General features: G+C 42.3%; 18 protein-coding genes and 1 riboswitch. Of the genes, 5 read left to right on the forward strand and 13 right to left on the reverse strand.

Features of this window, described 5'->3' with window-relative positions:
* Window positions 1-166 precede the first annotated feature (166 nt).
* Window positions 167-868 (forward strand): FadR/GntR family transcriptional regulator, encoded by a 702-nt coding sequence (locus MSC25_RS09880; RefSeq protein ID WP_004588172.1) that lies wholly within the window; start codon window positions 167-169, stop codon window positions 866-868.
* Window positions 869-932: 64 nt separating this feature from the next.
* Here MSC25_RS09880 and MSC25_RS09885 read toward each other — a convergent pair whose 3' ends face one another.
* The 7 genes from MSC25_RS09885 to MSC25_RS09915 all read right to left on the reverse strand — a co-directional run bounded on the left by MSC25_RS09885 (window position 933) and on the right by MSC25_RS09915 (window position 12,029).
* Complete coding sequence (locus tag MSC25_RS09885; protein ID WP_054983385.1) at window positions 933-3,065, reverse strand: alpha-galactosidase; 2,133 nt, start codon at window positions 3,063-3,065, stop codon at window positions 933-935.
* A gap of 444 nt (window positions 3,066-3,509) precedes the next feature.
* Window positions 3,510-4,988, reverse strand: a complete 1,479-nt coding sequence (locus tag MSC25_RS09890) for an SLC5 family protein (RefSeq protein ID WP_024032020.1) — start codon at window positions 4,986-4,988, stop codon at window positions 3,510-3,512.
* Between the two features lie 81 nt (window positions 4,989-5,069).
* Window positions 5,070-5,831, reverse strand: a complete 762-nt coding sequence (locus tag MSC25_RS09895) for a SapC family protein (RefSeq protein ID WP_248443289.1) — start codon at window positions 5,829-5,831, stop codon at window positions 5,070-5,072.
* Between the two features lie 12 nt (window positions 5,832-5,843).
* A complete protein-coding gene (locus MSC25_RS09900) occupies window positions 5,844-7,370 on the reverse strand; it encodes a tryptophan halogenase family protein (RefSeq protein ID WP_248443290.1) in 1,527 nt (508 codons plus the stop codon).
* A gap of 173 nt (window positions 7,371-7,543) precedes the next feature.
* Complete coding sequence (locus MSC25_RS09905; RefSeq protein ID WP_024032017.1) at window positions 7,544-10,291, reverse strand: TonB-dependent receptor; 2,748 nt, start codon at window positions 10,289-10,291, stop codon at window positions 7,544-7,546.
* A 186-nt stretch (window positions 10,292-10,477) separates the two neighbouring features.
* A complete protein-coding gene (locus tag MSC25_RS09910; RefSeq protein ID WP_248443291.1) occupies window positions 10,478-11,452 on the reverse strand; it encodes an aldose epimerase family protein in 975 nt (324 codons plus the stop codon).
* Window positions 11,453-11,639: 187 nt separating this feature from the next.
* On the reverse strand, window positions 11,640-12,029 hold the full coding sequence (locus tag MSC25_RS09915) for a thioesterase family protein (protein ID WP_004588166.1): 390 nt from the start codon (window positions 12,027-12,029) through the stop codon (window positions 11,640-11,642).
* 36 nt (window positions 12,030-12,065) lie between these two features.
* Here MSC25_RS09915 and MSC25_RS09920 point away from each other — a divergent pair, with 36 nt between their 5' ends.
* Entirely contained in the window at window positions 12,066-12,770 is a 705-nt protein-coding gene (locus tag MSC25_RS09920; RefSeq protein ID WP_004588165.1) for a 2OG-Fe(II) oxygenase, read from the forward strand.
* A 142-nt stretch (window positions 12,771-12,912) separates the two neighbouring features.
* Here MSC25_RS09920 and MSC25_RS09925 read toward each other — a convergent pair whose 3' ends face one another.
* From MSC25_RS09925 to MSC25_RS09950, 6 genes are all read right to left on the reverse strand, one after another.
* Window positions 12,913-14,145, reverse strand: coding sequence for a cysteine desulfurase-like protein (locus MSC25_RS09925; RefSeq protein WP_248443293.1), 1,233 nt, complete (start codon window positions 14,143-14,145; stop codon window positions 12,913-12,915).
* Between the two features lie 9 nt (window positions 14,146-14,154).
* Window positions 14,155-14,787, reverse strand: coding sequence for a 2OG-Fe dioxygenase family protein (locus MSC25_RS09930; RefSeq protein WP_004588163.1), 633 nt, complete (start codon window positions 14,785-14,787; stop codon window positions 14,155-14,157).
* Between the two features lie 197 nt (window positions 14,788-14,984).
* Entirely contained in the window at window positions 14,985-17,582 is a 2,598-nt protein-coding gene (gene acnB / locus MSC25_RS09935) for a bifunctional aconitate hydratase 2/2-methylisocitrate dehydratase (protein ID WP_004588162.1), read from the reverse strand.
* Window positions 17,583-17,890: 308 nt separating this feature from the next.
* A complete protein-coding gene (locus MSC25_RS09940) occupies window positions 17,891-18,949 on the reverse strand; it encodes an OmpA family protein (RefSeq protein ID WP_248443294.1) in 1,059 nt (352 codons plus the stop codon).
* Window positions 18,950-19,284: 335 nt separating this feature from the next.
* Window positions 19,285-20,691 carry a protein adenylyltransferase SelO family protein gene (locus MSC25_RS09945; RefSeq protein ID WP_248443296.1) on the reverse strand — a complete coding sequence of 469 codons (1,407 nt, stop codon included), beginning with the start codon at window positions 20,689-20,691 and terminating at the stop codon, window positions 19,285-19,287.
* Window positions 20,692-20,693: 2 nt separating this feature from the next.
* The gene (locus MSC25_RS09950; RefSeq protein ID WP_248443297.1) at window positions 20,694-21,398 is read right to left on the reverse strand and encodes a DNA-3-methyladenine glycosylase I; all 705 of its coding nucleotides are present in this window, start codon (window positions 21,396-21,398) and stop codon (window positions 20,694-20,696) included.
* Window positions 21,399-21,592: 194 nt separating this feature from the next.
* Window positions 21,593-21,789, forward strand: a riboswitch (Lysine riboswitch).
* 128 nt (window positions 21,790-21,917) lie between these two features.
* On the opposite strand from MSC25_RS09950, the gene dapA reads away from it, so the two are divergent.
* From dapA to MSC25_RS09965, 3 genes are read left to right on the forward strand one after another with little or no spacing between them, the layout of a single operon-like run.
* Complete coding sequence (dapA, locus tag MSC25_RS09955) at window positions 21,918-22,802, forward strand: 4-hydroxy-tetrahydrodipicolinate synthase (RefSeq protein WP_029773500.1); 885 nt, start codon at window positions 21,918-21,920, stop codon at window positions 22,800-22,802.
* Window positions 22,803-22,817: 15 nt separating this feature from the next.
* Window positions 22,818-23,558, forward strand: a complete 741-nt coding sequence (locus MSC25_RS09960; protein ID WP_029773501.1) for a 2,3,4,5-tetrahydropyridine-2,6-dicarboxylate N-succinyltransferase — start codon at window positions 22,818-22,820, stop codon at window positions 23,556-23,558.
* Window positions 23,558-24,763, forward strand: a complete 1,206-nt coding sequence (locus MSC25_RS09965) for a PLP-dependent decarboxylase (RefSeq protein WP_248443298.1) — start codon at window positions 23,558-23,560, stop codon at window positions 24,761-24,763. Before MSC25_RS09960 ends, MSC25_RS09965 begins: the two co-directional genes overlap by 1 nt.
* Window positions 24,764-24,766: the final 3 nt, after the last annotated feature.

Consider the following 24,766-nt stretch of genomic DNA (forward strand, 5'->3'; position numbering starts at 1 on the left):
ATAATACAGACTGCCCCTCTCAATATTTATAATTATTTGCTAAAGAGGATTACTGTTACAGCTGTGTTAAAATACTTGCCTTTAACAAAGTTTATAACATATCCTTTCGTACATTAATATGATATATGATATATAATAAAGCAATAACTCATTCGGATAACGCTCAATGAAAAGCCAACCTCGTCAAAATTTAACACAACAATTAACCCATGATTTAGGCTTTGCAATTGTGCGTGGCGTTTACCCAGTTAACGAAGGCCTGCCCTCAGAAGCTGACCTATGCGTAAAATACGATGTGAGCCGCAGTGCAACACGCGAAGCTGTAAAAATGCTCTCTGCTAAGGGCTTAATATCTTCTCGCCCTAAGCAAGGGATCCGCGTACTGCCAGAAAGCAGCTGGAATATGTTTGACACAGATGTACTGCGCTGGATTTTAAGCAGTAAACCGTCGCTTTCTTTATTAAAAGAGTTTACACAAGTACGTGTCGCACTTGAGCCACAAGCCGCTGCCCTAGCAGCTGAAAATGCCAGTGCCGAACAACTTGCTGAAATAGACAACGCACTTGCCCGCATGGCCGATGCAGACCAAGGCTTAGACGATCCGCTTGAAGCCGATATTGCCTTTCATACCAGTATTTTAGTAGCCAGTAATAACCGCTTTTTTGTACAGCTCACTGAATTTATTAGCACCGCGCTGCGCGTAAGTATTCGTTACACCAACCACATTAAAGGTGTGCCAGGGGCCGACGTTGCAAAGCATGCTGATATTTTAGATACGATTAAATCGCGCAATCCAGAGCGCGCTAAAAAAGCAGTAGAAACCATTTTAGAAGAAGCGCTTGAGCTGATTGAGTCTAAACTCGACTAATAGCTTAAAAAACATTATTAAAAAAAGGGAGCTAATTAGCTCCCTTTTTACTGCTTGCTATATTTTAAGCTTTGTTAAGCTCAAAAATAAGCGATGTTTGCGGGAATGAAATTGGCATTTGTAGGCCAAATTCCATCAATGCTTCACCCGTAAAAGTTTGCCCGTTAACAGCGGCAATTGACGAAGGTCGGTATTCTTCAAATTTAACCGGCCACACTAAATTAAGTGTGTACTGTGTATCTGCATCTAATCCAACAAAACGAAGCTTATTAGGCGCAGTACGCGGTGTTTCGCGTACACTGTTATACGCAAATAACGCTTTTGATTTTTGCTCGTCGATTAAACCAAAGTTAATTGATAAATCGTCGCTATCGAGGCGGTACAAATCGGCAGCATGAATAAATTCACGGTGCTCTTTGTGCAGCGCAATAGCCGCTTTAAGCGCATTGTATTCGTGATCGGTCAGCTCACGTGGGTCCATTTCAATACCCATATGACCAAACATAGATACCGCAGCACGCATTTCAATACTGACATTACGACCTGTGATATGACAATCACGAGGGCCTACGTGTGCACCCATAACCGACGATGGGAAGAAGAACGAACAGCCGCGTTGAATTTCAAGACGGTCAAGTGCATCGTTAGAATCTGACGTCCATACACGGTCTGTGTGTGCAAGCACACCATAATCTACACGGGCACCACCTGAAGAACAGCTTTCTATTTCAAGGCCTGGGTGCGCCGCTTTAATACGGTCGATTAAGCGATACAGTGCCAGTGTTTGCTGATGCACCGCAGGCTTGCCTGAGAAGTTACCCGCGTGGTTTATATCGCGGTTCATATCCCATTTAATGTACTTAATTGTTGGGTATTCAACTAAAATGTCATCAATCGCTTTGTATAGGTATTCAACAACCTCAGTGCGCGTTAAATCAAGCACCAACTGGTTTCTAAAGCTTAATTGCTCGTTATTTTCTGAGCCTAATACCCAATCAGGATGAGCGCGGTATAAGTCACTATCTGGGTTTACCATTTCAGGTTCAAACCAAATACCAAACTCCATGCCTAAGCTGTTTACATGGTCAATCACTGGCGATAGGCCGTCTGGGTAAATTTCGTAATCTACGGTCCAATCACCTAGGCCTGCATAATCACCTCGGCGACCTTTAAACCAACCGTCGTCCAGTACAAAACGCTCAATACCTAATGGCGCTACTTTATCGGCTAACTGCTTTAGCGTGTCTACATCGTGATCGAAGTAAATACCTTCCCACGTGTTGTAATGCACTGGGCGTGTTTTTTCGCGCTGCGCCTGGCTAAGTAAGTTAGCTTTAACAAAGCGATGAAAATTACGCGACAGCGCACTAAAGCCATCGCTCGAAAACGAGCCATAAATACTTGGGCTTTGATACGTTTGGCCTTTAGCAAGGGTTAGCTCGCCCGGTAATAATAACTCACCCATTTGCACATAGCGGCGCCCTTCTGGTAGTAGCTCAGCGCGTAGCTTGTTGTTACCGCTCCAACCTAAATGAAAGCCATAACACTCGCCTTGTTGCTCGCCTGCGCCTTCGCTATGAACTAATAAACCAGGGAATACGTCGTGCGATGTTTTACCTTTGCGGTTTTCGCGTACAAAGCTGCCTAATACTAAATCAACCGATTGGCGTTGAAATTCGTTAGACCAACGTCCTTCAAAGCTCACTAGCTTGTTCATGCTATCCGGTAGTTGGAACGTAGGTGCGGCGCAAAAATTAACGCTTAGCGGAGCATCACTTAAATTAGTTAATACAGTATGCGCACTTAGCACATCGGTGTTGCTATCAAGTGTGATGCTGTGCACTACTTCAATACCACGCAACTCATCAACACTTACAAACTCTAAGCTAGAAGGGGTTGGCTGACGAACATCTTGAAGAGCAGGGCCAACTGACCAAGCTATGGTGTCGTTTGACAGCTCTAGCCCTGGCGCGCCTGTAAAGCCTTCACCTAATAGTGGAGAAAGAGAAATAGGTGCTTCTTCAACCACGGCACATTTTACTTCCTGACGAGTCGCAAGCTGAGTTAGCATTGTTTCAGTTGTTTGCTCAGATAGGCGCTTACCAAAATAAAGTAACGCTGGTGTTTTGCTCTGGCAGTCGAAAATAACGGTGCTGTTTGCGCTGTCTAATCGAAAGAATGGTTTAATATCAGCCATGATTCTCCTGTCCTCTTTAATGAAGATGAGTTTAATACGCGAGTACATTATATGTGTGCTTACTCGCCGCTTACTGCATCAAATTGCAGTCAGTGATTTTAAAATAATAGTATATATCATACAAATTACTTTTAGATAGTGTTTACGGTGTAATTTAGCCAATATTATTACTGGCTATACCAGTCATTAACTTAAACAGCGGTTAAAAAATTTAATACCACCTTGAGCAATATTATATTTAGTGGGCTTTTAGCCTGGGGTAATCTGTAAAACCCCAGCAGGTAGTCACACGTTTAGCACGCAAAATGATTAAGTATTATTGCCCATGGGTGTTTTCTACAGTGTCGATTAATTGAATAAATAAAAATCGGCCTAAGTTACCTTAGGCCGATTTAGTAATGTGTTAACTGGCTAATAAAAAGTGACTTAACTTTTTACTGCTGGTTATTTTGGTGCGTGCACTGGTGGCGTATCTTCAATAGCAGGTGTTTTACCTGCCCACTGTGCATTTAAACCAAACACTACTTTATTAACGATTAACGCAAAGGCTACACATACAATAAGTGTAATTGGCATTAAGTGAATATAGTGTAGTTCAGTATGTAGCGGCGAATTTTCAAACGTCAGCATGCCATACATAACCACGCCTAAAATTACCGCGGCTATACCTGCACGCGCATCTACATTTTTAAACAATAAACCCACTACAAAAATTGAGAATATAGGCATACTTAATAAGCCGTTTAACTGTTGTAGTAAGTTAATAATGCTGTCGGCTTGCTGATAAATTGGCACAAGCACAAGCGTTAAGCTAGTAAGTAACAACGTAACGTAGCCGCTTAGCTTTACTACACTTGGCTCTTTATTAAAGTAAGCTTCGTGAATATCACACACGTAAAGTGCCGTAGCCGAGTTTAATAAGCTGTTATAAGTAGAAAGCACTGCCGCCGCCATTGCTGCGGCAAACACGCCCGTTAACCATGCAGGCATTACATCACCTACAATTCGGCCATAAGCTGCATCGCCAATGTCGCCATACAGTTTGTACGAAATAATACCCGGTAGTACAACAATCGCCGGTACAATTAAAAAGCGAATACCCGCTGCTGCAAATATCCCTTTTTGCGCTTCTTTAACGTTTGGCGCAGCCATTGCTCTCTGGGTAATGGTTTGGTTAGTACCCCAGTAATACATTTGAATAAAGATCATACCGGTTAAAAGCGTAGGCCAAGGGATTGGCGAGTCAGCATCACCAATTAATGTTAAGCGCTCTTGTGGAATGCCGCTAAAGTCGTAATCAATCGCGTTAAGCGCTAAAAATACGACCAGTATTGCCATACCTAACACTAATAAACCATTGTAGGTATCGGATACCGCAACCGCACGTAAGCCACCAAAAAATGCATAAATAGCCCCTACTAAAGCAAATGCGGTCGCTATGTACATTAGCGGAATATCAACCTTAAACATGGTCTGCATAAATAGCGCACCAGAATAAATAACCGCAGGCATGTAAATTAGCGCATTACCTAAAAAGAATAAGCCACCAATAACAGCGCGAATGTGCTTGTTGTTGTAGCGTTTTTCTAACAGCTCTGTGGTGGTTGTACAGTTGTACTTGTAATAAACAGGAATAAATACTTTGGCTAAAATAATAAGCCCTAAAATAGCCGCCAATTCCCACCACACGAGCAAGGCCATTTGATTGCCATTCATGCCCACCAGCTGGTCGGTACTTAAATTTGTGAGCGTAATTGAGCCTGCTACAAACATCCAAGTAAGGCCACCGCCCGCTAGAAAATACTCTTTTGTTTGATTATCACCACTATTACGGTTTTGGCCTCGGCACTTCCAATATGTAAGTCCACCAATTAAAGCGGTTACAAAGAAAAAAACCACCAACTGCAAAATGTTGTCTGACATGTGTGTGTCTCCAGCGCGTTAAACGCAATGTCTGTCTATGTGAACGTATTAACCTGTAAAGGCTAATTAATAAATTGCACCTTACAGTGCATGTGCATCTCGACTTAGTTCTAACTTAATTTGCTTTAATGGCATAAGCTCAGGATGCTGGTTGTGACGCTTTACTAACGCATTTAACTGAAACAACGAAATAAGCATGCTGTTAAGTACGCTCAGGTAACCTTGTTTGTGTAAATTGGCAATGGTATCGCTGTCTAAAGTTTGCAGTTTATCTTCATCAACAGTGCTCAAACCTTGAATAGTTTGCGCCTCGCCTTGTTCAAACTGCAAAACAATATCTATGTTTTTAATCAGCCCTAAGCGGGCAATTTCTTGGGTAAATTGATACGTTTGGTAATCATTTTTTAAATCGCTTTCTAGTAGCTTTTGCTGCGCACTTAAATACAGGCTTGGGTTGCCTTTGGCATCAAATAACGGCTCGCCTTGCTGGGTATTAACGGCTGAGCTTTGCTCATCAATAGCAATAAAGTAATCACTGCTATTTGCCTCACGAGTGAGTAGATAAAGCGGCTGGGTTTGCATGCACACAGGCGTGTACAGCGCTTGCCATTGATTGTTACTCACAAATAAACTTTGCTGAGCACTAAAGCTGGTTAAGCCCGAAATAGTGTAGCTGCCGTTGTGTGCGTTACGCGCTAAAAAAATAGGTAAATCGCAGGCTGCTTTTGCTACTTCGGTTGCACGTAGATTAACTAAGTGCTGTGTTTTTGCGTATTCAACACCCGCATTAGGGTTAATTTTTATTGCTTGGTGTTGAGTATTTGATAGTTCACTAATTGCCATAGTTACACATCCTTAAATTGGGTTAGCCGCAAGCCACTGCTCAATATAAGCACGGTGAGGCGGCAACGTTTGCAACATCTGCTGTGTAAGCTGGCTGTTACGTTCAATTATTTGATTTGCTTGCGCATCGTTTGAGTACAAATACGCTTGCTTAGTAAAGTCGGGCTTAAAGCCCATACCGTATAAAACATACTGGTAACTGGCGGCAGGAAATAGCTCTAATGCGCCATGAAAATCTTGAATAAGTGGGCCACGCGTCCCCCAAAGCAGTAAGTCTTCTTGTAAACTTTGCGGAATGCTTTGTGGTTGTACGTGCGCTTGCCAATAAGGCTCTGGGCGCTTAGTTAACATATAATGTAGTTTTAAAAAGTCGATAATACGCTGCCAGCGATAATCCATTTGCTCATTAAAGCGCTTTGCAACAATGGGCATTACTTGGGTGTTGGCTGGCATATGCTCTGCAACAAAGCGAGACGAAATTTCAACCAACATAATGGCGGTTGCTTCAAGGGGCTCTACAAAACCTGCCGACATTCCCACTGCAACACAGTTTTTGTGCCAAAATTTTTCGCGATAGCCTGACTCAAAACTTATTTTTCGGGCAGTTAAGCCTTTAGCGGCATCACCTAAATAGTTACGTAAGTTTTGCTCGGCTTCTTCATCTGATAAAAACTTGCTTGAATATACATGCCCTACACCACGGCGATGCGTTAGGCCTATATCCCAAATCCACCCAGCATTTTGTGCGGTGGCAATGGTATGACTGGCCAGTGACTCATCACCTTCATCGTAGGGGACTTGCATAGCTAGGGCGCTGTCGTTAAATAATACGTGATCCATTTTTTTAAATGGCACGTTAAGGGCTTGGCCTAATAACAGCGATGAAAACCCCGTGCAGTCTATGTATAAATCAGCGTTTATTGTGCGGGTTTGATCGGTTAAGGTAAGCGTGTCTATAGCCCCGCTTTCATCAAGCTTTACCTGATCAACGGTGCCAATAATGTGCTCAATGCCGAGTTTGCTCTTACAATGCTGTTTTAATAGCTCAGCAAAGGCACCGGCATCTAAATGATATGCGTAATTACAATTTGCTTGATACTCGCCTTGCGCAATGCCTCTCGGTGCTAGGTTTGCTTCGCAAATATCGTGCTGAAAATTAGTTTGCTGAGCAAAGTTTTCAACATTATCTAAATAGGGGGCTAAATCTATACGGCCGTAACCTAGCGGTACCGTAAAGGGATGGTAGTAAAAATCGTTGTTGCCATGCGTCCAGTTTACAAATTTACCGCCTTGTTTAAAGGTGGCATTACAGGCTTTAAATACATCCACTTCTCGCAAACCAATTTGCTGAAGTGTGTTTTTCATAGTGGGCCAGGTACCTTCACCTACACCAATTGTTGGAATATCAGATGATTCTACCAACATCACTTTTAAGCCATCACCCTTATTACCTTGGTGATACGAAGCGATAATTGCAGCGCTCAGCCATCCTGCTGTGCCGCCACCAATTACGGCGATTGTTTTTATTGCTTTATTCATAACGGACTACTCTTTGAGTACTTTATTGATAACCGGTTAGACAACAAATGCCCTTTCGGGCATTTGTTTAAATTAGTCTCATTTTGTGCAAATTAGCTACTAACTTTATTAGTAACAGTACTTATAATGCACTGCAATGAAAACTAAGAGGCAATCGCTGCCTCTGCTATCAATTAAAACGTACCGCGAATACCAAACGCGTAACGTGAGCCATTATCTTCTACAGAGTAGATTTGATTAGCAAAACGACCCGTTTGCACTAGCTCTTCTTCAGTAATGTTGATGCCTTCGGCAAAAATAGTGAAGTTTTCGTTGATATCGTAGCTTGCACTAATATCCCATTGACCGTACGTTTCTACGTTCACTGGTTCGCCGTTAAAGCCGTTATCAACTAAGCGTAAAAAGCCCTCACGGTTGTTAAATGCAACACGTGCTTGCCAGTTATCTTGCTCGTAAAACAGCACTAAGTTTTGTGAATCACCTAACCCTTCAAGCGCAAATGTTTGGCTTGTATCGCCATCAACACTAATATCGCTATCTACTACCGTGGCATTAGCAATAAAACCAAAGCCGTTTTCAAACATATGAGTTACACCGATTTCGTAACCCGTTACCGTTGCAGACTCGCCATTTTGCGGGCGACTCACAGTGTAAACTTCTGAGCTACCGTTAAGTTCGGCATCGGTTTGGTCAGTACAGGTCGTACACGCAAAATCAGGGCCTGTACGGTCAGTCATGTCGTATGTTTCGTCGCCGGTTAGGGTAACAATAAAGTCATCCACTTCTTTACTAAATACGGCAAAGCTAAATAAGTTAGCGTCGTTGTAGTACCACTCGTAAGAGATATCCCAGTTTTCAGATTGGAACGGCTTAAGTGCAGGGTTACCACCACTTGCTGTTAAGTTTTGACGACGAGGCTCGTTAAACGTGGTCGCAGGTGATAACTGTGACATAGTAGGACGAGTAATACTGTCGTACGCTGCAAAGCGTAAAATCATGTTGTCTTGCAGTTCAAGCTTAACGTTAAAAGAAGGAAGTAAGTTTGAGTAGCTCGTCCCTTCTTGAATGTCTGTTGCCGGGCCAAATACGTTTTGGAATAAAGTGGCATCAGAGGTAGGAATAACATCGCTGATAAAGCTTTGTACAGCCGCTACTTCAATATCAGTTTCTGAGTAACGTGCGCCCATGTTAACCGTAACTGGCATATCAGCTAGGTCAAAACCAATGGTAAAGTCCATGTAAAGGCTAGTGATATCTTCGTTAATTGTGTAACGGTTATTTTGTAGTGTTGGCTCTACAGGGAAACCTTGGTCAGCAAGGTAATCAAGCATTTTGTCGCCGTCGTAGCTATAAAATGTATCGATTAAACCTGGGAAGTAGTTACTTGCTGAGTAAGCTTCAAAATCAATTTCATCAAGTGGTGCTTCAGTGCCGTAACCACAAAATTGACATTGGCTACCAAAAATTTGGAAGCTTGATTTTTCACGTTCTTGACGATAAGCACCAAAGTTAATGCGATCAACTGGGCCTTTATCTGGTACGTATTCAAAGTCGGCTTTGATTTCGGTAATTTCATCTTCATCAGTAAACTGGTTACCAATTTCGTTGTAGTGAAGACGCGCAAGGCTTGCATCTGGCAGCGAGCCATTTTCAAAACCATCATGCTGTACGGTAGGAACGCTACCGGTGCCATCAAAGCTGTAGCTGTTAATAATACCCACTACGTTAAAGCGGTCATTACCAGCACGGTCGTTTTCAGCTGTTGAGCGAGATACGTCAAATTTTGCTTTTAATGACTCGTTTACTTGCCAGTCAACGTTAATACCAAATGCTTTGTTAGTTACATCACGCGAGTTACGTGTGTGTGATACAAAGTCGGTTGCAGGGTTGCCACTGGCGTTACCTAAACCTACTTCTTGCGTAAAGGTAAGCAAAGTGCCCGTTTCTGGATCGATTGTTGCGCTACCTACGCGGTCTGGTTCAAACCAAGAAGCTAAATCGCGTACTGATGAGTCCACTTCAAATTTTGAAATTAAACCATCTACGGTAATAGTAATATCGTCAGACGGTGCATATTGTAATACTAAGCTTGCATTAGTACGTTCACGGTCTTGCTCATCTACAACTTGGTCCCAGTTACGTGGGATGTATGCATTGTCGTACAATACGCCGTCTTGTGGATTTGAAATAGTTTGTCCACCGCGCCAACCAGCCGTTAAAATTTGGTTATTTTGCAGCTTACGTTGTTGGTTAGTGATGGCAAAAAGCACACCGAGCTTGTCGTCGTTAAACGTATTACTTACTAAAAATGAAGCCGATGGCGATACTTCTTCAGAAAGGCTTTCGTACATGCCTTTTACTGAACCAATCACATGTAAGCCACCAAAATCGAATGGACGAGCTGTGGTTACGTTAACCGTACCACCAATGCCGCCTTCTTGAAGCGTTGCACTGTTACTTTTATAAATATCAGCGCCGGTGATTTGATCTGCCGCTAATACATCAAAATTAAATTCACGCCCTGCACTGTCAGTCGCAATTTGACGACCATTTACAAGTACCGTGTTAAATTGTGGGCCAAAACCACGAATTGTTACTGCTTGCCCTTCACCGCCACTACGGTCAATGGCTACACCTGTAATACGTTGCAGAGACTCTGCTACGTTTAAATCAGGAAATTTACCAAGATCTTCTGCTTTAATCCCATCGGTTACAACATTAGATGCTTTTTTATCTAACATTGATGAACGTAAGCTGCTGCGAATACCCGTTACTGCGATAACCTCAACATCTTTATCTACTACTGTCGGTGTGTCGCCTTCAGCGCCTTGAGCTGCAACGTGGCCGCTTGCCAATATGCCTGTAATAGCAATACTGAGTGCGGTTTTCTTGTTGAACGATAACTTATTGTTAATTATCATTTTTTAAAAACTCCTGATTGTGTGTAGTCATTTTGTCGTTGTGTGGTGTGTATAGCTTCAAATACTATTTATAATATAAATACTTTAAATTGAGCAAAAGTGCAACCTTTTCCTTAATTATGGCTATCTTTTTGTTACGTGTATTTTTCTTTTTGTTTTCTTTAATTTAACAGTAGAATTAGTACGTTATTGCGAAAACGCAAAAATTATTTGCTGATTATATTCTTCATTCGGCAATAAATTCGCTTTTGGATAATCGCTTCTATTTGCTGCATTGGGCCAATTTTGGGCTTCTAAACACACCGCTTGGCGTGCTTTAAAAGGAGAACCTACAAAATTTGCCGTATAAAGCTGCATACCAGGTTGGGTACTTTTAAGGGTTAAATTAACGCCCGTGTGTGGCGAGGTTAATGTAGCCATTGTTTTTAAACGATTGTCATCACTAAAAATATAGCAATGATCAAAGCCACTACCGGCATCAAGCTGTGCATGCTGTGCGCACAGAGCATCGCCAATGGGCTTAGGGTGAGTAAAATCAAAGCAGCTGCCCAAGCCATCTTCATAATGGGCAAGCGGTATACTGTTACTATCGATAGGTAAATACGTTGCGGTATTTATTTGCAGCAGGTGATTATTAATGCTCTCACTGCCTTCAAGATTAAAATAGCAGTGGTTGGTAAAGTTAACGAGGGTTTCTTTATCGGTAATGGCTTTGTAACTGAGGATTAGCTCGCCATTGCATGCAGTAATTGTTTGCCAAACTTGTAATTGGCCAGGAAAGCCTTCTTCTCCATCTGCCGAGCAGTAATAGAGCTCCACTTCATTATTGCTTTGTTTAGTGACTTGCCACAGTACTTTATTAAAGCCTTTTTCGCCGCCGTGTAAGCTATTTGGGCCATTATTTGCTTTAAGTTGGTACTCTGTGCCTGATAATACAAAACGTCCGTTTTCAATACGATTTGCGTAGCGCCCGACTGTTGCCCCTAAATAAAATGGGTTTTCTAAATAATAAGCAGGTTCGTTAACGCACAGTGTCATCTCTTGGTTATTAAACTTTATGCTTTTGATAATAGCGCCAAATGGCAATATTTCTGCAGTTAAGCTTTTACCATCGCTAAGCGTTATTACCTCTAACGGTTTATTGCCAGTTGTAGATGCCACATTCATTCTCCATAAACTACCAGCTCAACAGTACCTGTCATAGCGGTGCAACAATATATAATATAAATAGTATATAAGTGAGAAGCGTAACTCAATCAAAATGCGTTAAAATAACGCTATAAAAATTCACAGCTGTCGCTTGTGGTTTACATCACCGCTCCTCGTTGCGTGGAGCAAATGCACCTAGTTAAACTAGGTGATCGCTGAGTGCTGCGACTTCTGCTTCGCTTAAATTTTGTTTAGCTTTGTTTTTAAAGTTATAACGCACTAATACAGTTTTACCCACAACACAGCATTTACCTTGCTGCCACGCCTCTTGCTTAATGGTAAAAGAGCTATTTCCTACATGCTCAACGGCTGTTTTAATCGTCACTTCGTGAGCATAAAATAATTCCCCTACAAACGATGCTTCTATTTTAGCGATGATCAGTTTCCAGTCGTGTGGGTTAAGATCAGGGGTAAAAAATTTAAAAATAGGGACGCGTGCGGCTTCAAACCATACAGGTAGTACGGTATTGTTGATGTGTCCGAGTGCATCTGTTTCGCTAAAGCGCGGCATCACTTTTTCAATAAACATAAAAATCCAAATAATAACTAAATAAAAAGGTAAATCATGACGGACTTTATCCACGTTATTGATAACGCGTTAAGCGATGATTTTTGCGATAACTTTATTACCACATTCTCTAACAGCCCGCATGTAAAACAAGGTGTAACCTCTGGTGGTGTGGACTTAAAAAAGAAAGACAGCCACGACCTGCAATTAAACAGTTACCCAGAATACGCCCAACAATTAAAGCATATTCAGCAAACCACTGCACAGCATGTTTTTAACTATGTAGAAGCACACTTTTTTATGCTAATTGGCGCATTTGGCTTAAAAGTTTATCACCCAAAAACGGGGGATGTGGTGGATTTAACACAGGATAACTTTGACGAAGTGGGCAAACCACAGCTCTCTGTGCTGGTGCAGCAAATATTTAGACTTGGGAACATTCAGGCGCAAAAGTACGAGGTAAATAAAGGCGGCTACCCTTACTGGCATAGTGAAGTGTATCCACAGCTACAACACAATGAAGCACTGCACCGTGTATTATTATTTATGTTTTATTTAAACGATGTAGAGGAAGGTGGCGAAACAGAGTTTTATTATCAAAAACGTAAAATTGCGCCTAAAAAAGGCACTATGGTCATTGCCCCAGGCTACTTTACGCATACCCATCGAGGTAATAAGCCGGTATCGAACGATAAATATATATTAACTTCATGGGTGCTATTTAATCGCGCAGAGCACATATACGGCACACCTAAAAGCTAAAACAGTCAGCGGGCAAAAACTAACTAACCGCTGACTACTTTAAACATTTGAGCTGTAATAAGAGTTATTCACAAGCGCAGATTTGTATTCATACCAATCCGCGATAATACTTAATTATGCGGATTGGTATAAACTGTCAGTTTCAAAGAAGTTGATCAAACAAATCAAATAACTTATCTAGCTCTTCGGTGGTGTTGTAATGCATACAACCGATGCGCACTACACCGCCTTTATCAAGTACGCCTAACTGCTCACATAAGCCTTGTGCATAAAAATGCCCATCCCACACACAAATATGCTGTTTGCCTAAAAACTCAGACACCTCACGCGGCTCTAGTCCTTCAAAGGTTAAAGCAAATGTAGGCGTACGCTCGTTTAAGCGCTCTAGGTCATCAATGCCAAATAGCTTAATGCGTGGGTAATTAACTAAACGCGTTAAAAAGTACTCACTAAGCGCCATTTCGTGCTGCTTTGTTTTAGCAAAAGCCGCCGTTAACTTTTCACGGCGCGTGTGGCCTTCATCAAGCCCGCTAATTGCAGCAATGTAATCAACAGCGGCAATAAAACCTGCTAAGGCTTCGAAGCTTTGCGTGCCTGTTTCCCATCGACCTGGTGCTACATCTTTAGCTGGTTCTACTTTGTAAGGCGTAAAACCTTCAAGATGCTGTGTTTTACCGTACACCATGCCTAAGTGAGGACCAAAAAACTTATATGCAGAACAGGCCAAAAAGTCGCAATCAAGGGCCTGAACATCAACAAGCTCGTGCGGTGCATAATGCACGGCATCAACGTACACTAATGCGCCTACAGCATGGGCAAGCTCTATAATACGTTTTATATCGTTAATAGAACCCGTAGTATTTGAAGCGTAAGTTACCGCAACCAGTTTAGTATTGCTGTTTAATAAGCTTTCAAACTGCGCCATATCTAAGCTGCAATCAGCCTCGTTAATTAAAGCGGTTTGAACTTTAACGCCTTTATCTTGCGCTGCTTGCTGCCATGACGATACATTTGAGAAGTGATCAGCGTTAGTCACAATAATCTCATCACCGGCTTGCCAATCGCGTGAAATAGCACGGCTAAAGCTAAAGGTAAGGCTGGTCATATTAGGGCCAAACACTATATTTTGTGCACTTGGCGCATTAAGCAAATCGGCTGCTGCTTGGCGCGCATTTGCCATTAACTCAACGGTTTTATCACTTGAAAAAAACGCACCGCCTAAGTTTGAGTTGTAGTGCCCTAAATAAGCAGTCATTGCACTTAGTACAGACTGCGGCACTTGAGAGCCACCGGGGCCATCTAAAAATATTGGCGATTTACCATCAACGGTTTGTATTAATGCAGGAAACTGCTCACGTAGTTGCGCTATGTTCATGAGCATTCCTTAAGAGGTAAGTACAAAACAATCCAGGTAACCTGGCTTGTTTGTATCTACTTTGTTCATTGGCGTGGCATTGTGCCAAACTTGACGGTCGTTTATTAGTGCAAACATTCCGTCTTTAATTTCCATTTTAAAACACGGTTCAGCTTGCTTGTTTTCGTATACTAGCAGCTCGCCGCCTTCTAAGTTTTCGTGAGAAACACCACATACACAAACATGGTCAAACCCATCTTGATGCACACCTTCTGGTGCTGCGGGCGTATCGCTATCAATCGCAAGCATTCTAAATTGGTGAATTTCAATATCACGGCCTTCATCAATGCCGGTAAGCTCACAAAACTCACTTACAATGCTTTTCATACCTTCTGACTCAAGTAAGCTTTGCTCTAAGTTTTCATAAGTACGCTCAACATTACCCTGGAAGGTATTAATAGAATCGTCTTGAACAAACGCTTTGGCAGCTTGTAGTTTTAGCTCACCATTTTGAAATTTAATTACCGAGTAACGACGCTTACGAAATTCACCATCTGCATACGGATTAGCAGGTAGGTTATCAAAAGAAGGCTTAACCAAATCAATATTTGCTTGGTTAATAAAACGAAGTTGCAGTAAATTCTGGTTGTTTAATGCAGTCATAAAATCTCGCTTAAAATAATGAGAATATTGAAAGAGATTTTAATGCATGTAGAAAGGAATATTTGCTTTATTATTTATATAAAAAGTTGGTAATGGTTATATTTAATTCAATTAAAACTTATTACAGCATGAAATATTCAATTTTATTTTAGCCAATAAAAAACCCGCCTAAGCGGGTTTTTTAAAACAGCTTTAAATTATACAGCTTGCTGAATAATTACGTTGTCTGCTTTTTTAGTGTACTGAGGCATACGGTGGAAGTTCAAGTAACGGTATGTATCTGCAGCCGTTGCATTGATTTTCTCTGCGTATTCTTGGTACTCAGCTGGTGTAGGTAATTTACCTAAAATTGCCGCTACTGCAGCAAGCTCAGCTGATGCTAAGAATACATTTGCGCCTGTACCTAAACGGTTAGGGAAGTTACGTGTTGAAGTAGAAACAACCGTTGCTTTATCAGCAACACGTGCTTGGTTACCCATACACAGTGAACACCCTGGCGTTTCGATACGTGCACCAACACGACCAAAGATACCGTAGTAACCTTCGTCAGTTAGTTGGTCTTTATCCATCTTCGTTGGTGGAGCTACCCAAAGTTGAGTTGGGATACGACCAGTAAAGCCATCTAGTAATTTACCCGCAGCACGGAAGTGACCAATGTTAGTCATACAAGAACCGATGAATACTTCGTCGATTTTCTCGCCAGTAACATCAGAAAGTAAACGCGCATCATCTGGGTCATTTGGAGCACAAAGGATTGGCTCTTTAATTTCTGCTAGGTCGATTTCTACAACGTGCTTGTACTCTGCATCAGCGTCAGCTTCCATAAGTTCTGGGTTTGCTAACCATTCTTGCATTGCATTAATACGACGTTCGATTGTACGTACATCGCCGTAACCTTCAGAGATCATCCACTTAAGCATAACAATGTTAGACTCAAGGTATTCGCTGATAGACTCTTTAGAAAGCTTAACAGTACAACCTGCTGCTGAACGCTCTGCTGATGCATCTGATAATTCAAACGCTTGCTCAACAGTTAAGTGCTCAACACCTTCAATTTCTAGTACGCGACCAGAGAATTCGTTGATTTTACCTTTTTTCTCTACTGTTAATAAGCCTTGCTTAATACCGTAGTAAGGGATTGCGTGTACTAGGTCACGTAAAGTGATACCTGGTTGCATTTCACCTTTAAAGCGAACCAAAATAGACTCAGGCATATCAAGTGGCATAACACCTGTTGCTGCTGCGAACGCTACTGCACCTGAACCCGCTGGGAACGAAATACCTAATGGGAAACGTGTATGTGAATCACCACCAGTACCTACAGTATCTGGTAATAACATACGGTTTAACCAAGAGTGAATTACACCATCACCAGGGCGAAGTGAAACACCGCCACGGTTCATGATGAAATCAGGAAGCGTATGGTGAGTGTTTACGTCAATTGGTTTAGGGTAAGCAGAGGTATGACAGAATGACTGCATTGTTAAATCTGCAGAGAAACCTAAACAAGCTAAGTCTTTAAGCTCATCACGTGTCATAGGACCTGTAGTATCTTGCGAACCTACAGTGGTCATTTTAGGCTCACAGTATTGGCCTGGGCGAATACCTGCTACGTTACATGCTTTACCAACCATTTTTTGCGCTAGTGTAAAGCCTTTATCAGACACTTCTGTTACTGCTGGTACTTTAAATACGTCAGTAGCACCTAAACCTAAAGAGGTACGTGCTTTGTCTGTTAAACCACGACCAATGATTAGAGGAATACGGCCGCCGGCACGTACTTCATCTAAAATTACGTCTGATTTAAGCTCAAAAGTAGAGATAACGTCATCAGTACCGTGGCGCTTAACTACACCTTCGTATGGGTAAATATCAATTTGATCACCCATGTTGAACTCATCAACATTTAACTCGATTGGTAACGCACCTGAATCTTCCATTGTGTTAAAGAAGATAGGCGCAATTTTGTTACCTAAACATACACCACCAACGCGCTTATTAGGTACGTATGGGATATCATCACCCATAAACCAAAGCACAGAGTTAGTTGCAGATTTACGAGAAGAACCAGTACCTACAACGTCACCTACGTATGCAAGTGGTAAACCTTGAGTTTTTAATTCTTCAAGTTTAGTGATTGGACCTACTTCACCCGCTTTGTCAGGAGTGATACCGTCGCGCTCATTTTTTAGCATTGCTAAAGCATGAAGTGGGATATCTGGACGTGACCATGCATCTGGTGCAGGTGATAAATCATCAGTGTTTGTCTCGCCGGTTACTTTAAATACAGTAACAGAGATTTTTTCAGCAACAGCTGGCTTGTTAGTAAACCATTCAGCGTCTGCCCAAGATTGAATAATCTTTTTAGCGTGCTCGTTGCCTGCTTTTGCTTTTTCTTCTACGTCGTAAAATGCATCAAACATTAATAATGTGTTTGATAGACCTTTTACAGCGATAGGCGCAAGTGTTTCGTCATCAAGTAGCTCAATCATTGGGGCGATGTTGTAACCACCTAACATTGTACCTAATAATTCTGCTGCTTTTTCTTTAGATACTAATGGAGATTGTGCTTCGCCTTTAGCAACTGCCGCTAAAAAGCCTGCTTTGATGTATGCTGCATCATCAACGCCTGGTGGTACGCGGTTGATTAGTAAATCTAAGATGAACTCTTCTTCACCCGCTGGTGGGTTTTTAATTAGTTCAATAAGATCAGCCGTTTGCTGAGCATCTAATGGCGCTGGTACGATACCTAACGCGGCACGTTCTTCTACGTGTTTACGATATTCTTGTAGCACAATATTGCCCTCTTGGTGACGTGAAAGTATTCGGTAGCGCCTCATGCGCAAAAAAAGTAACCCAATACTTATAGTATTCTAACGCGGGATTATAAAGCTTTTATGTATAGATGAAAATCCATCCAGCTAAGCAACTGATTATACCGACTATAAATATTATGAATAGTGGTAAGCATAAATTCTATTTTCGTGAATGTTTGTTAAGTAATAATCATTCTTGTTTAATCAGGCTAATACTGCATATGCTGTTTTAAAGGCATAAAAAAACCCAGCACTAAGCTGGGTTTTTAAAATAAAGTAAGTAACTATTAACGCTTAACTTTTACACGTTCAATAGATTTTACATGTGCTTCTACACGACGGTTTTCAGCGTGAGCTTCTTTCGTGTTAGCTGTGTTTTTAAGACGTTCTTCACCTAGACCAACAGTTGTAATGCGATCTTCAGCAATGCCATCTTTAATTAGCTCTTGTGCTACATCATCAGCACGCTTTTTAGAAAGCATCTTGTTGTAGTTTGCGTTACCTACCGCTGACGCGTGGCCTTCAAGTAGTACAGTTGTATCTTCGTGCTCTTTTAAAAACTCAGATACTGATGCAATGTCGTCAAAGTAACGTTGACCAACTTGTGCAGAATCATGTGGGAAAGTAACTAATAAGCTTGTTGTTACTTCACGGTCTTCGTATAAAGTACAGCCATCGCCATCAACAGCGTCTGTCATTGGCGTGTTAGGACATTTATCATCTTTATCTAGGATGTTGTCGTTGTCGCTGTCTTTAGGTTCTACAGGTACTTCTACTACTGCTGTAGGCGCTGGCTCTACAGGCTGTGCAGGCATAGAGTTTTGGCCAAATAAGTAGTTAATACCAATTTTAGCACCTACATCTGTGTAACCTTTATCAAGACCTTGGTATACCGCAGTTTCAGCGTTTACGAAAAAGCCATCAGTAATAAAGTGTTGGTAACCAACACCTGCGTTTAAGAATGTGTTGTCATCTACTACGTCCATTTCTTTAATACCGAATAGACCGTAGAAAGGACCGCCGTCAAGGTGGTAAAGCGCATCAATACCGTAACGCTCGCCGTCGATATTATTACGATTGCCCGCAGCTTTATCGAACGCGTTAAAGTCCATATCTGCATACTCAAGGCGTGCGCTCCAGTAATCGCTGAAACGGTAACCTGCTTCTACACCCCAACCAGTTGACTCGTTTACATCAAGGCCAGTTTGTGCGCGCATGTTTTTCCATGACGCATCATAGTAGTCACCGAAAACACCAAGGTAAAGGCCTTCTTCTTTATCGGCAGCGAATGTAGACGCGCTAGTTGCAGCTAACGCTATTGCAATTGTAAGTGATTTTAATTTCATTGTTTTCTTCCCATTTTAACAACTTAGAAAATTGTAGCTAATCAATGCTAGCTCAACCAGTTTTGTACACACTACCTGAGCTTTTGTTAATCGATACTTAACGAAAAAATAAAGATTATAAATTTTTTCAACGATATACAGACATTCCAACCACCAATTGTAGGTTAAGTGAAAATTTTTACCTAATCGGCAATTAATAAATTATGGTAATTTACAAATAGTTACTTTTTATGAATGCGAACAATACCACCGAGTATATAACTGCTCAATCATTGGACACTGAATCATTTAAAAATGACTATTTATAATCAGTAACTTACAATTAATTACAATACTTAAGTACCGCAAAAAGTTTGATAGCCCTTGTCATCTTTACCTGTCTCTTGAAAGCGGGCTAAGTTAGCTGTTTTATCATATGGGTTACTCATCACCGCTAAGAAGTCGCTTAGCAGCTCACTCTCGCCGTGTTGATTATATTGCGCGAGGATTTCTTCGACGATGTGATTACGCGGTATAACCCTTGGGTTAGCCGCTCTCATAAGGTTATAGCTGTTTTCATCACATCTTTTTTGCCATAACTGGGCCCATTGCGTTAATTTATCTGGCACTTTGCCACCCTTTAGTGACTCGGTTAGGGCATCAAAGGTATTGGTGTAATCGAGCTTATGCTCTTGAAATAACAATAATAACTTACTTACAAGCTCTACATCGTCTTCGTTATAACCTGCTAAGCCTAATTTTTGTGCCCACATTTGGTTATATTGCGCGTTAAATAACGAAGAAAACTGATTAATTAGCGGCGTCATTAAACTTACAGCTTGTTCGTCATCTTCATCTATTAGCGGGATTAGGCTCTCAGCTAAACGCGCGCAGTTCCAACTTACAATATTTGGCTGATTACCATAGGCATAGCGACCTTGCTTATCAATTGAGCTAAACACGGTATCAAAATCAAAGGTATTCATCATTGCACACGGGCCGTAGTCGATAGTTTCGCCGCTTATCAAGGTATTATCAGTATTCATAACGCCATGAATAAAGCCTACTCGCATCCAGCTAATAACCAGCGCTAGCTGACTATTTATAACGGCTTCTAAAAAGTCTAAATAGCGCTGAGCCCCTGTTGATTGAATACTTGGGTAATGGCGTTCAATGGCTACATCAGCTAATTTTTTTAATCCCTCTACATCACCTTGAGTTGCTAAATACTGAAACGAGCCAACGCGAATATGGCTACTTGCTAAGCGGGTAACAATTGCGCCTGGTTGCGGCGGATTACGATAAACAGCTTCACCTGTGCCAACCACAGCCAAACACCGCGTGGTTTTAATCCCTAAGCCGTGCATAGCCTCGCTCATAATATACTCGCGAATAGCGGGGCCTAGTGCACATCGCCCATCGCCTCCTCTTGAAAAAGGCGTGGCGCCTGAGCCTTTTAACTGAATATCCCACAGCTGATTTTTATCATCGCTGATAGCACCCAGCAAGTGCGCTCGCCCATCACCCAAGCGCGGCGAAAAGTGCCCAAACTGATGCCCAGAATAGCCAAGCGCTACAGCATTTACCGGTTGCGGCTCGTTACCAGCAAAAGTACTGGCCCGCAGCGCAGGCTCAACATCAATATTAAACTGCTGTGCTAACGCTTCGTTCCACAGCAGCAATTGCGGGGCAGCAACGCTTGAAGGTTGATCCTCTATTGCAAAGTTATCTGCTATGTCTGTGTATCTTGGCACTAGTTTCATGGTTAATCCTCTGTTTGTTGGCTTATGCCTACGCGATTGTCGCCCACGCTGTAAGCCACAATTAAGCTAAGTTCTTGCAGGCTCAAACCACTTTGCTTTTGCATTTCGTTAAAAAACGCCTGTGCGGCAGTGAGCGATTTTTTAGTTTGCAGGCCGCCATCTATAATTTTGTGCGCTCTTAGGTAACTTTCTACATCTCGCGAAAGTAAAAAAGTATCTTTACCAAGCGCTCTTAAGGCATACGGGCCTGTATTGCCGCCCAAACGGGCGCCGTGTTTTTTTAAATGCGCCCATAAACCAATAATGTCATCGCCTGGCCAGTTAGCTACAAACTTGCTAAAACTGCCATGTTGCTGAGCTATTTCGTGGATCATGTAGGCATTTTCAGGAATTGTTTTTACTTTTTTATAATTACGAATAATGCGCTCATCAGTTGCTTTTTGCTCGAGCATATCGGGCGGCATCATAAGTAATTTATCAATACTAAATTGCCAAAAAACCTCTCTAAAACCTGGCCATTTACTGTTTATTACCGACCAGTAAAACCCGCTTTGAAATACTTTTCGGGTAAACTCTTCAAGCCAATCGTCGTCACTTAATGCGCTTAATGCTTTTTTAGATAAGGGTTTTGCGAGTAATAACTTAAGCATTTTTTCAGAACCTTTTCGCTCTACTGCTCGCTTATAAATATCGCTAAATTTTTCCATACTTATTAAATACCTCATCACTGCTCATAGGGTTAGTTTACGAGAAAAGCAGCCAATACGTAACCACCCACATTTTCGATGAACTAATCTGTATCCTGCAACTTGACACCTAGACGGCTAAAATGTTTTAATCGCCGCAATTACCCTATTTAAATTGTATTTTGTTAAACCTTTTGCGGTTAAACAAAATACAAAGGGCTAGAAGAGGTGCGTTATTCAGGTAGCGTATGTTAGGAGCGCAAACTCCAGTGAGCATATGTGAGGGGAATACCGCCGAGAGGTAAACGCTTTTGCGAAGCAATTACTTCGGGCGACTAGGTTGAATCCTAGCGACTGTCACCAATAGCTGTTTTAGAGCAGCTTATTAGTTTGGTGGAGAGCTTCTGGTCTTAAATAATAAGGCCGTGCGCCCTATTATTTTAAGCCCATTCGCTCTTCGAATACTGTTCGAATGACGTTAATGCGGCTCACATCATACAGCCTCCTTAATATCTCGAACACCTTATAGGTTCGTAAGAGATGATTCACAACTTCAATTTAGACGACTACGCACTGTGGACAGCGCTTGTTACGCCGTTTGATCAACAAGGTAATGTTGACTACGACACGCTCACAACACTTGTTAGCGAACAAGAAGCGGCACACAACGGTATTTTACTGCTCGGTAGCACAGGTGAAGGCTTAGCCCTTACACTTAAAGAGCAGCAAGGCATTGTTGAGCACGTGTGCCAATTAAAACCCAGTGTACCGCTTATGGTTGCTGTTGGTGGTAGTAACTTGGCCCAACAAAAAGAATGGGTTAGCTACTGTAACCAATTACCTATTCACAGCTACTTATTAGGCTCGCCTCTTTATGCAAAACCAGGGGCTGTAGGTCAAACACATTGGTACGAAAGCTTATTAAACGAAAGCGCGCATCCGTGTATGTTGTACAACGTACCTGGGCGCAGCGGTGTAAGCATTCCTATCGAAACCATTGAAAACTTAAAAGCGCACCCAAAACTGTGGGCTTTAAAAGAAGCCAGTGGCAACATCACCCAATTTGAAGCATACCGACAAGCCGCGCCTAATTTAGCGCTATACAGTGGCGACGATGCACTTATGCCCTACTTTGCCCAAGCAGGTGCAAAAGGCTTAGTTTCGGTTGCGGCCAATGCATGGCCTTTGCAAACACACGAATTTGTAAAGCGCAGCCTAAGCGGTCAACACCCCAATTTATTTGCTCAGTGGACTCGCGCTATCAATAGCCTATTTGCTGTAGCAAACCCTATTCCCGTTAAAGTGCTAATGCACCAGCAAGGGCGTTTAAATAGCCCACTGTTGCGCCCACCTTTAACGCATCTTGAGTTAACGCAAACCGATTGCATTACCACTGCAAACGACACCATTTTATCTTGGCATTAAACACAGGTTTTTATAATGAGCTGGTTAGAACTACTAAATAATTTAGAATCGGGCGCAGTACGCGCAGCATCACAAAACGAAAGCGGCCAATGGGAAGCTAACGTAGAAGTAAAACAAGGCATTTTAGAAGCCTTTAAAAATGGCACTAACACAGAGTTTGCAGGCGGGTTTGTTGATAAGCACAACCTTGCACCGCAAGAATTTAGCACTGACGATGGCGTGCGTATGGTACCAGGTGGCACCAGTGTTCGCCGCGGTGCCTACGTAGCTAAAGGCACTATTATTATGCCACCAGCGTACGTAAATATTGGCGCATACATCGACGAAGGTACTATGGTTGATAGCCACGCATTAGTGGGTTCATGTGCACAAGTTGGTAAAAATGTACATTTAAGCGCAGCTGTTCAACTTGGTGGTGTACTTGAGCCAATTGGGGCAAGCCCAGTCGTGGTTGAAGACGATGCGTTTATTGGCGCAGGTTGTGTCATTGTTGAAGGCGTAGTGGTTAAAAAAGGCGCGGTACTTGCCCCAGGTGTGCGTTTATCTGCCACTATTCCGGTTTACGACTGTGTTAACGAGCGCCAGCTAGATAAAGGCGAGCCAATTCCAGAGTACGCTATTGTAATACCAGGCTCTCGCCCTGCGTCTAACGAATGGGCTCGTGAGCAAGGCTTAAGCATGTCGTGTGCACTCATTGTTAAATACCGCGACGAGCAAAGCGATGCATCGTTATTGCTAGAAGAGGTTTTACGATAATGAGCTTTTTGAGCACGCCTATCAAGGCCGCCGTAAATACACTTACTCAGCAACTTGATACACCTTTTTTTGTTTACGACTTAGACAAACTAAACGCACACCTTACCCGTTTAGTTGCGCAAACCGATGTAAAGCTTTGGTATGCGGTAAAAGCCAATCCGCTTTCTAAGGTTATTCAATGCCTAGACAGCGCCGGATTTAACTTTGACGTAGCAAGTAAAGGTGAGCTTGAACAAGTCCTTGCACAAGGTATTAGTTCACAGCGCGTGCTCAATACAGGGCCTGCAAAGAGCCCTAAACAAATTAAACACTTTATTGAGCGCGGCGTGCGTATTTTTGTTGCCGAAAGCCTCAATCAAGTACGTTGGTTAAACCAGCAAGCGCAGCTGCAAAATACGCAGCTGCAAGTATTACTGCGTGTGCAATTACGCTGGCCAGAAGGTGAAAAAAACCCATTAGGGGGTGACAGCCTTACACCGTTTGGGCTTGGTTGCGATGAATGGCAAGCGCTCAATACTGGCGATTACCCAGCACTTAATTTTGATGGCCTACATATTTTTCAGTGGGGCAACATGCTTAGCACGCAAAAGCTAAGCGAGCTGTGGTCGCAAATGATTGCACCGCTTACCACCTTGGCTAATAACTTAAATATAAACCTGAAAATTTTAGACTTAGGCGGCGGTTTAGGTATTCCTTACACACCAAATGATGCAACACTTGAGTGGGATGGATTAATCACCGCGCTGGCAAAAATTAAAAAAGATGCGGGTGTAGACGAGCTTTGGATGGAGCTTGGCCGTTACGCTGTAGGCGAATGCGGTCATTACGCTAACCCCGTCGTTGAGTGCAAACAAAACTACGGGCAACAACAAGTTATTTTAACCGGTGGTATTAACCACTTATTGCGCCCTGCTGTTACAAGCCAAGATTTTCCTGCGGCATTACTGCGCGAGTCAACAGCGCCAGAACAATCAATGAGCTTATATGGCCCATTATGTACTGCCCTTGATTGCTTAGGCGAGCATACCCTACCAAGCGATTTAAACGAGCAAGACTGGCTGGTGTTTAGCCAATGTGGTGCCTATGGTTTTACCGAAAGCATGCCCTATTTTTTATGCCATGAACTAGCTGCAGAATACGTGTTACAAAAGGGCGAGCTCACGTGTGTGCGCCAAGCAGAAGATGCCAGTCACTACTTAAGGTAATAA

Source organism: Pseudoalteromonas sp. 1CM17D, assembly GCF_023161805.1.
Lineage (GTDB): Bacteria > Pseudomonadota > Gammaproteobacteria > Enterobacterales > Alteromonadaceae > Pseudoalteromonas > Pseudoalteromonas atlantica.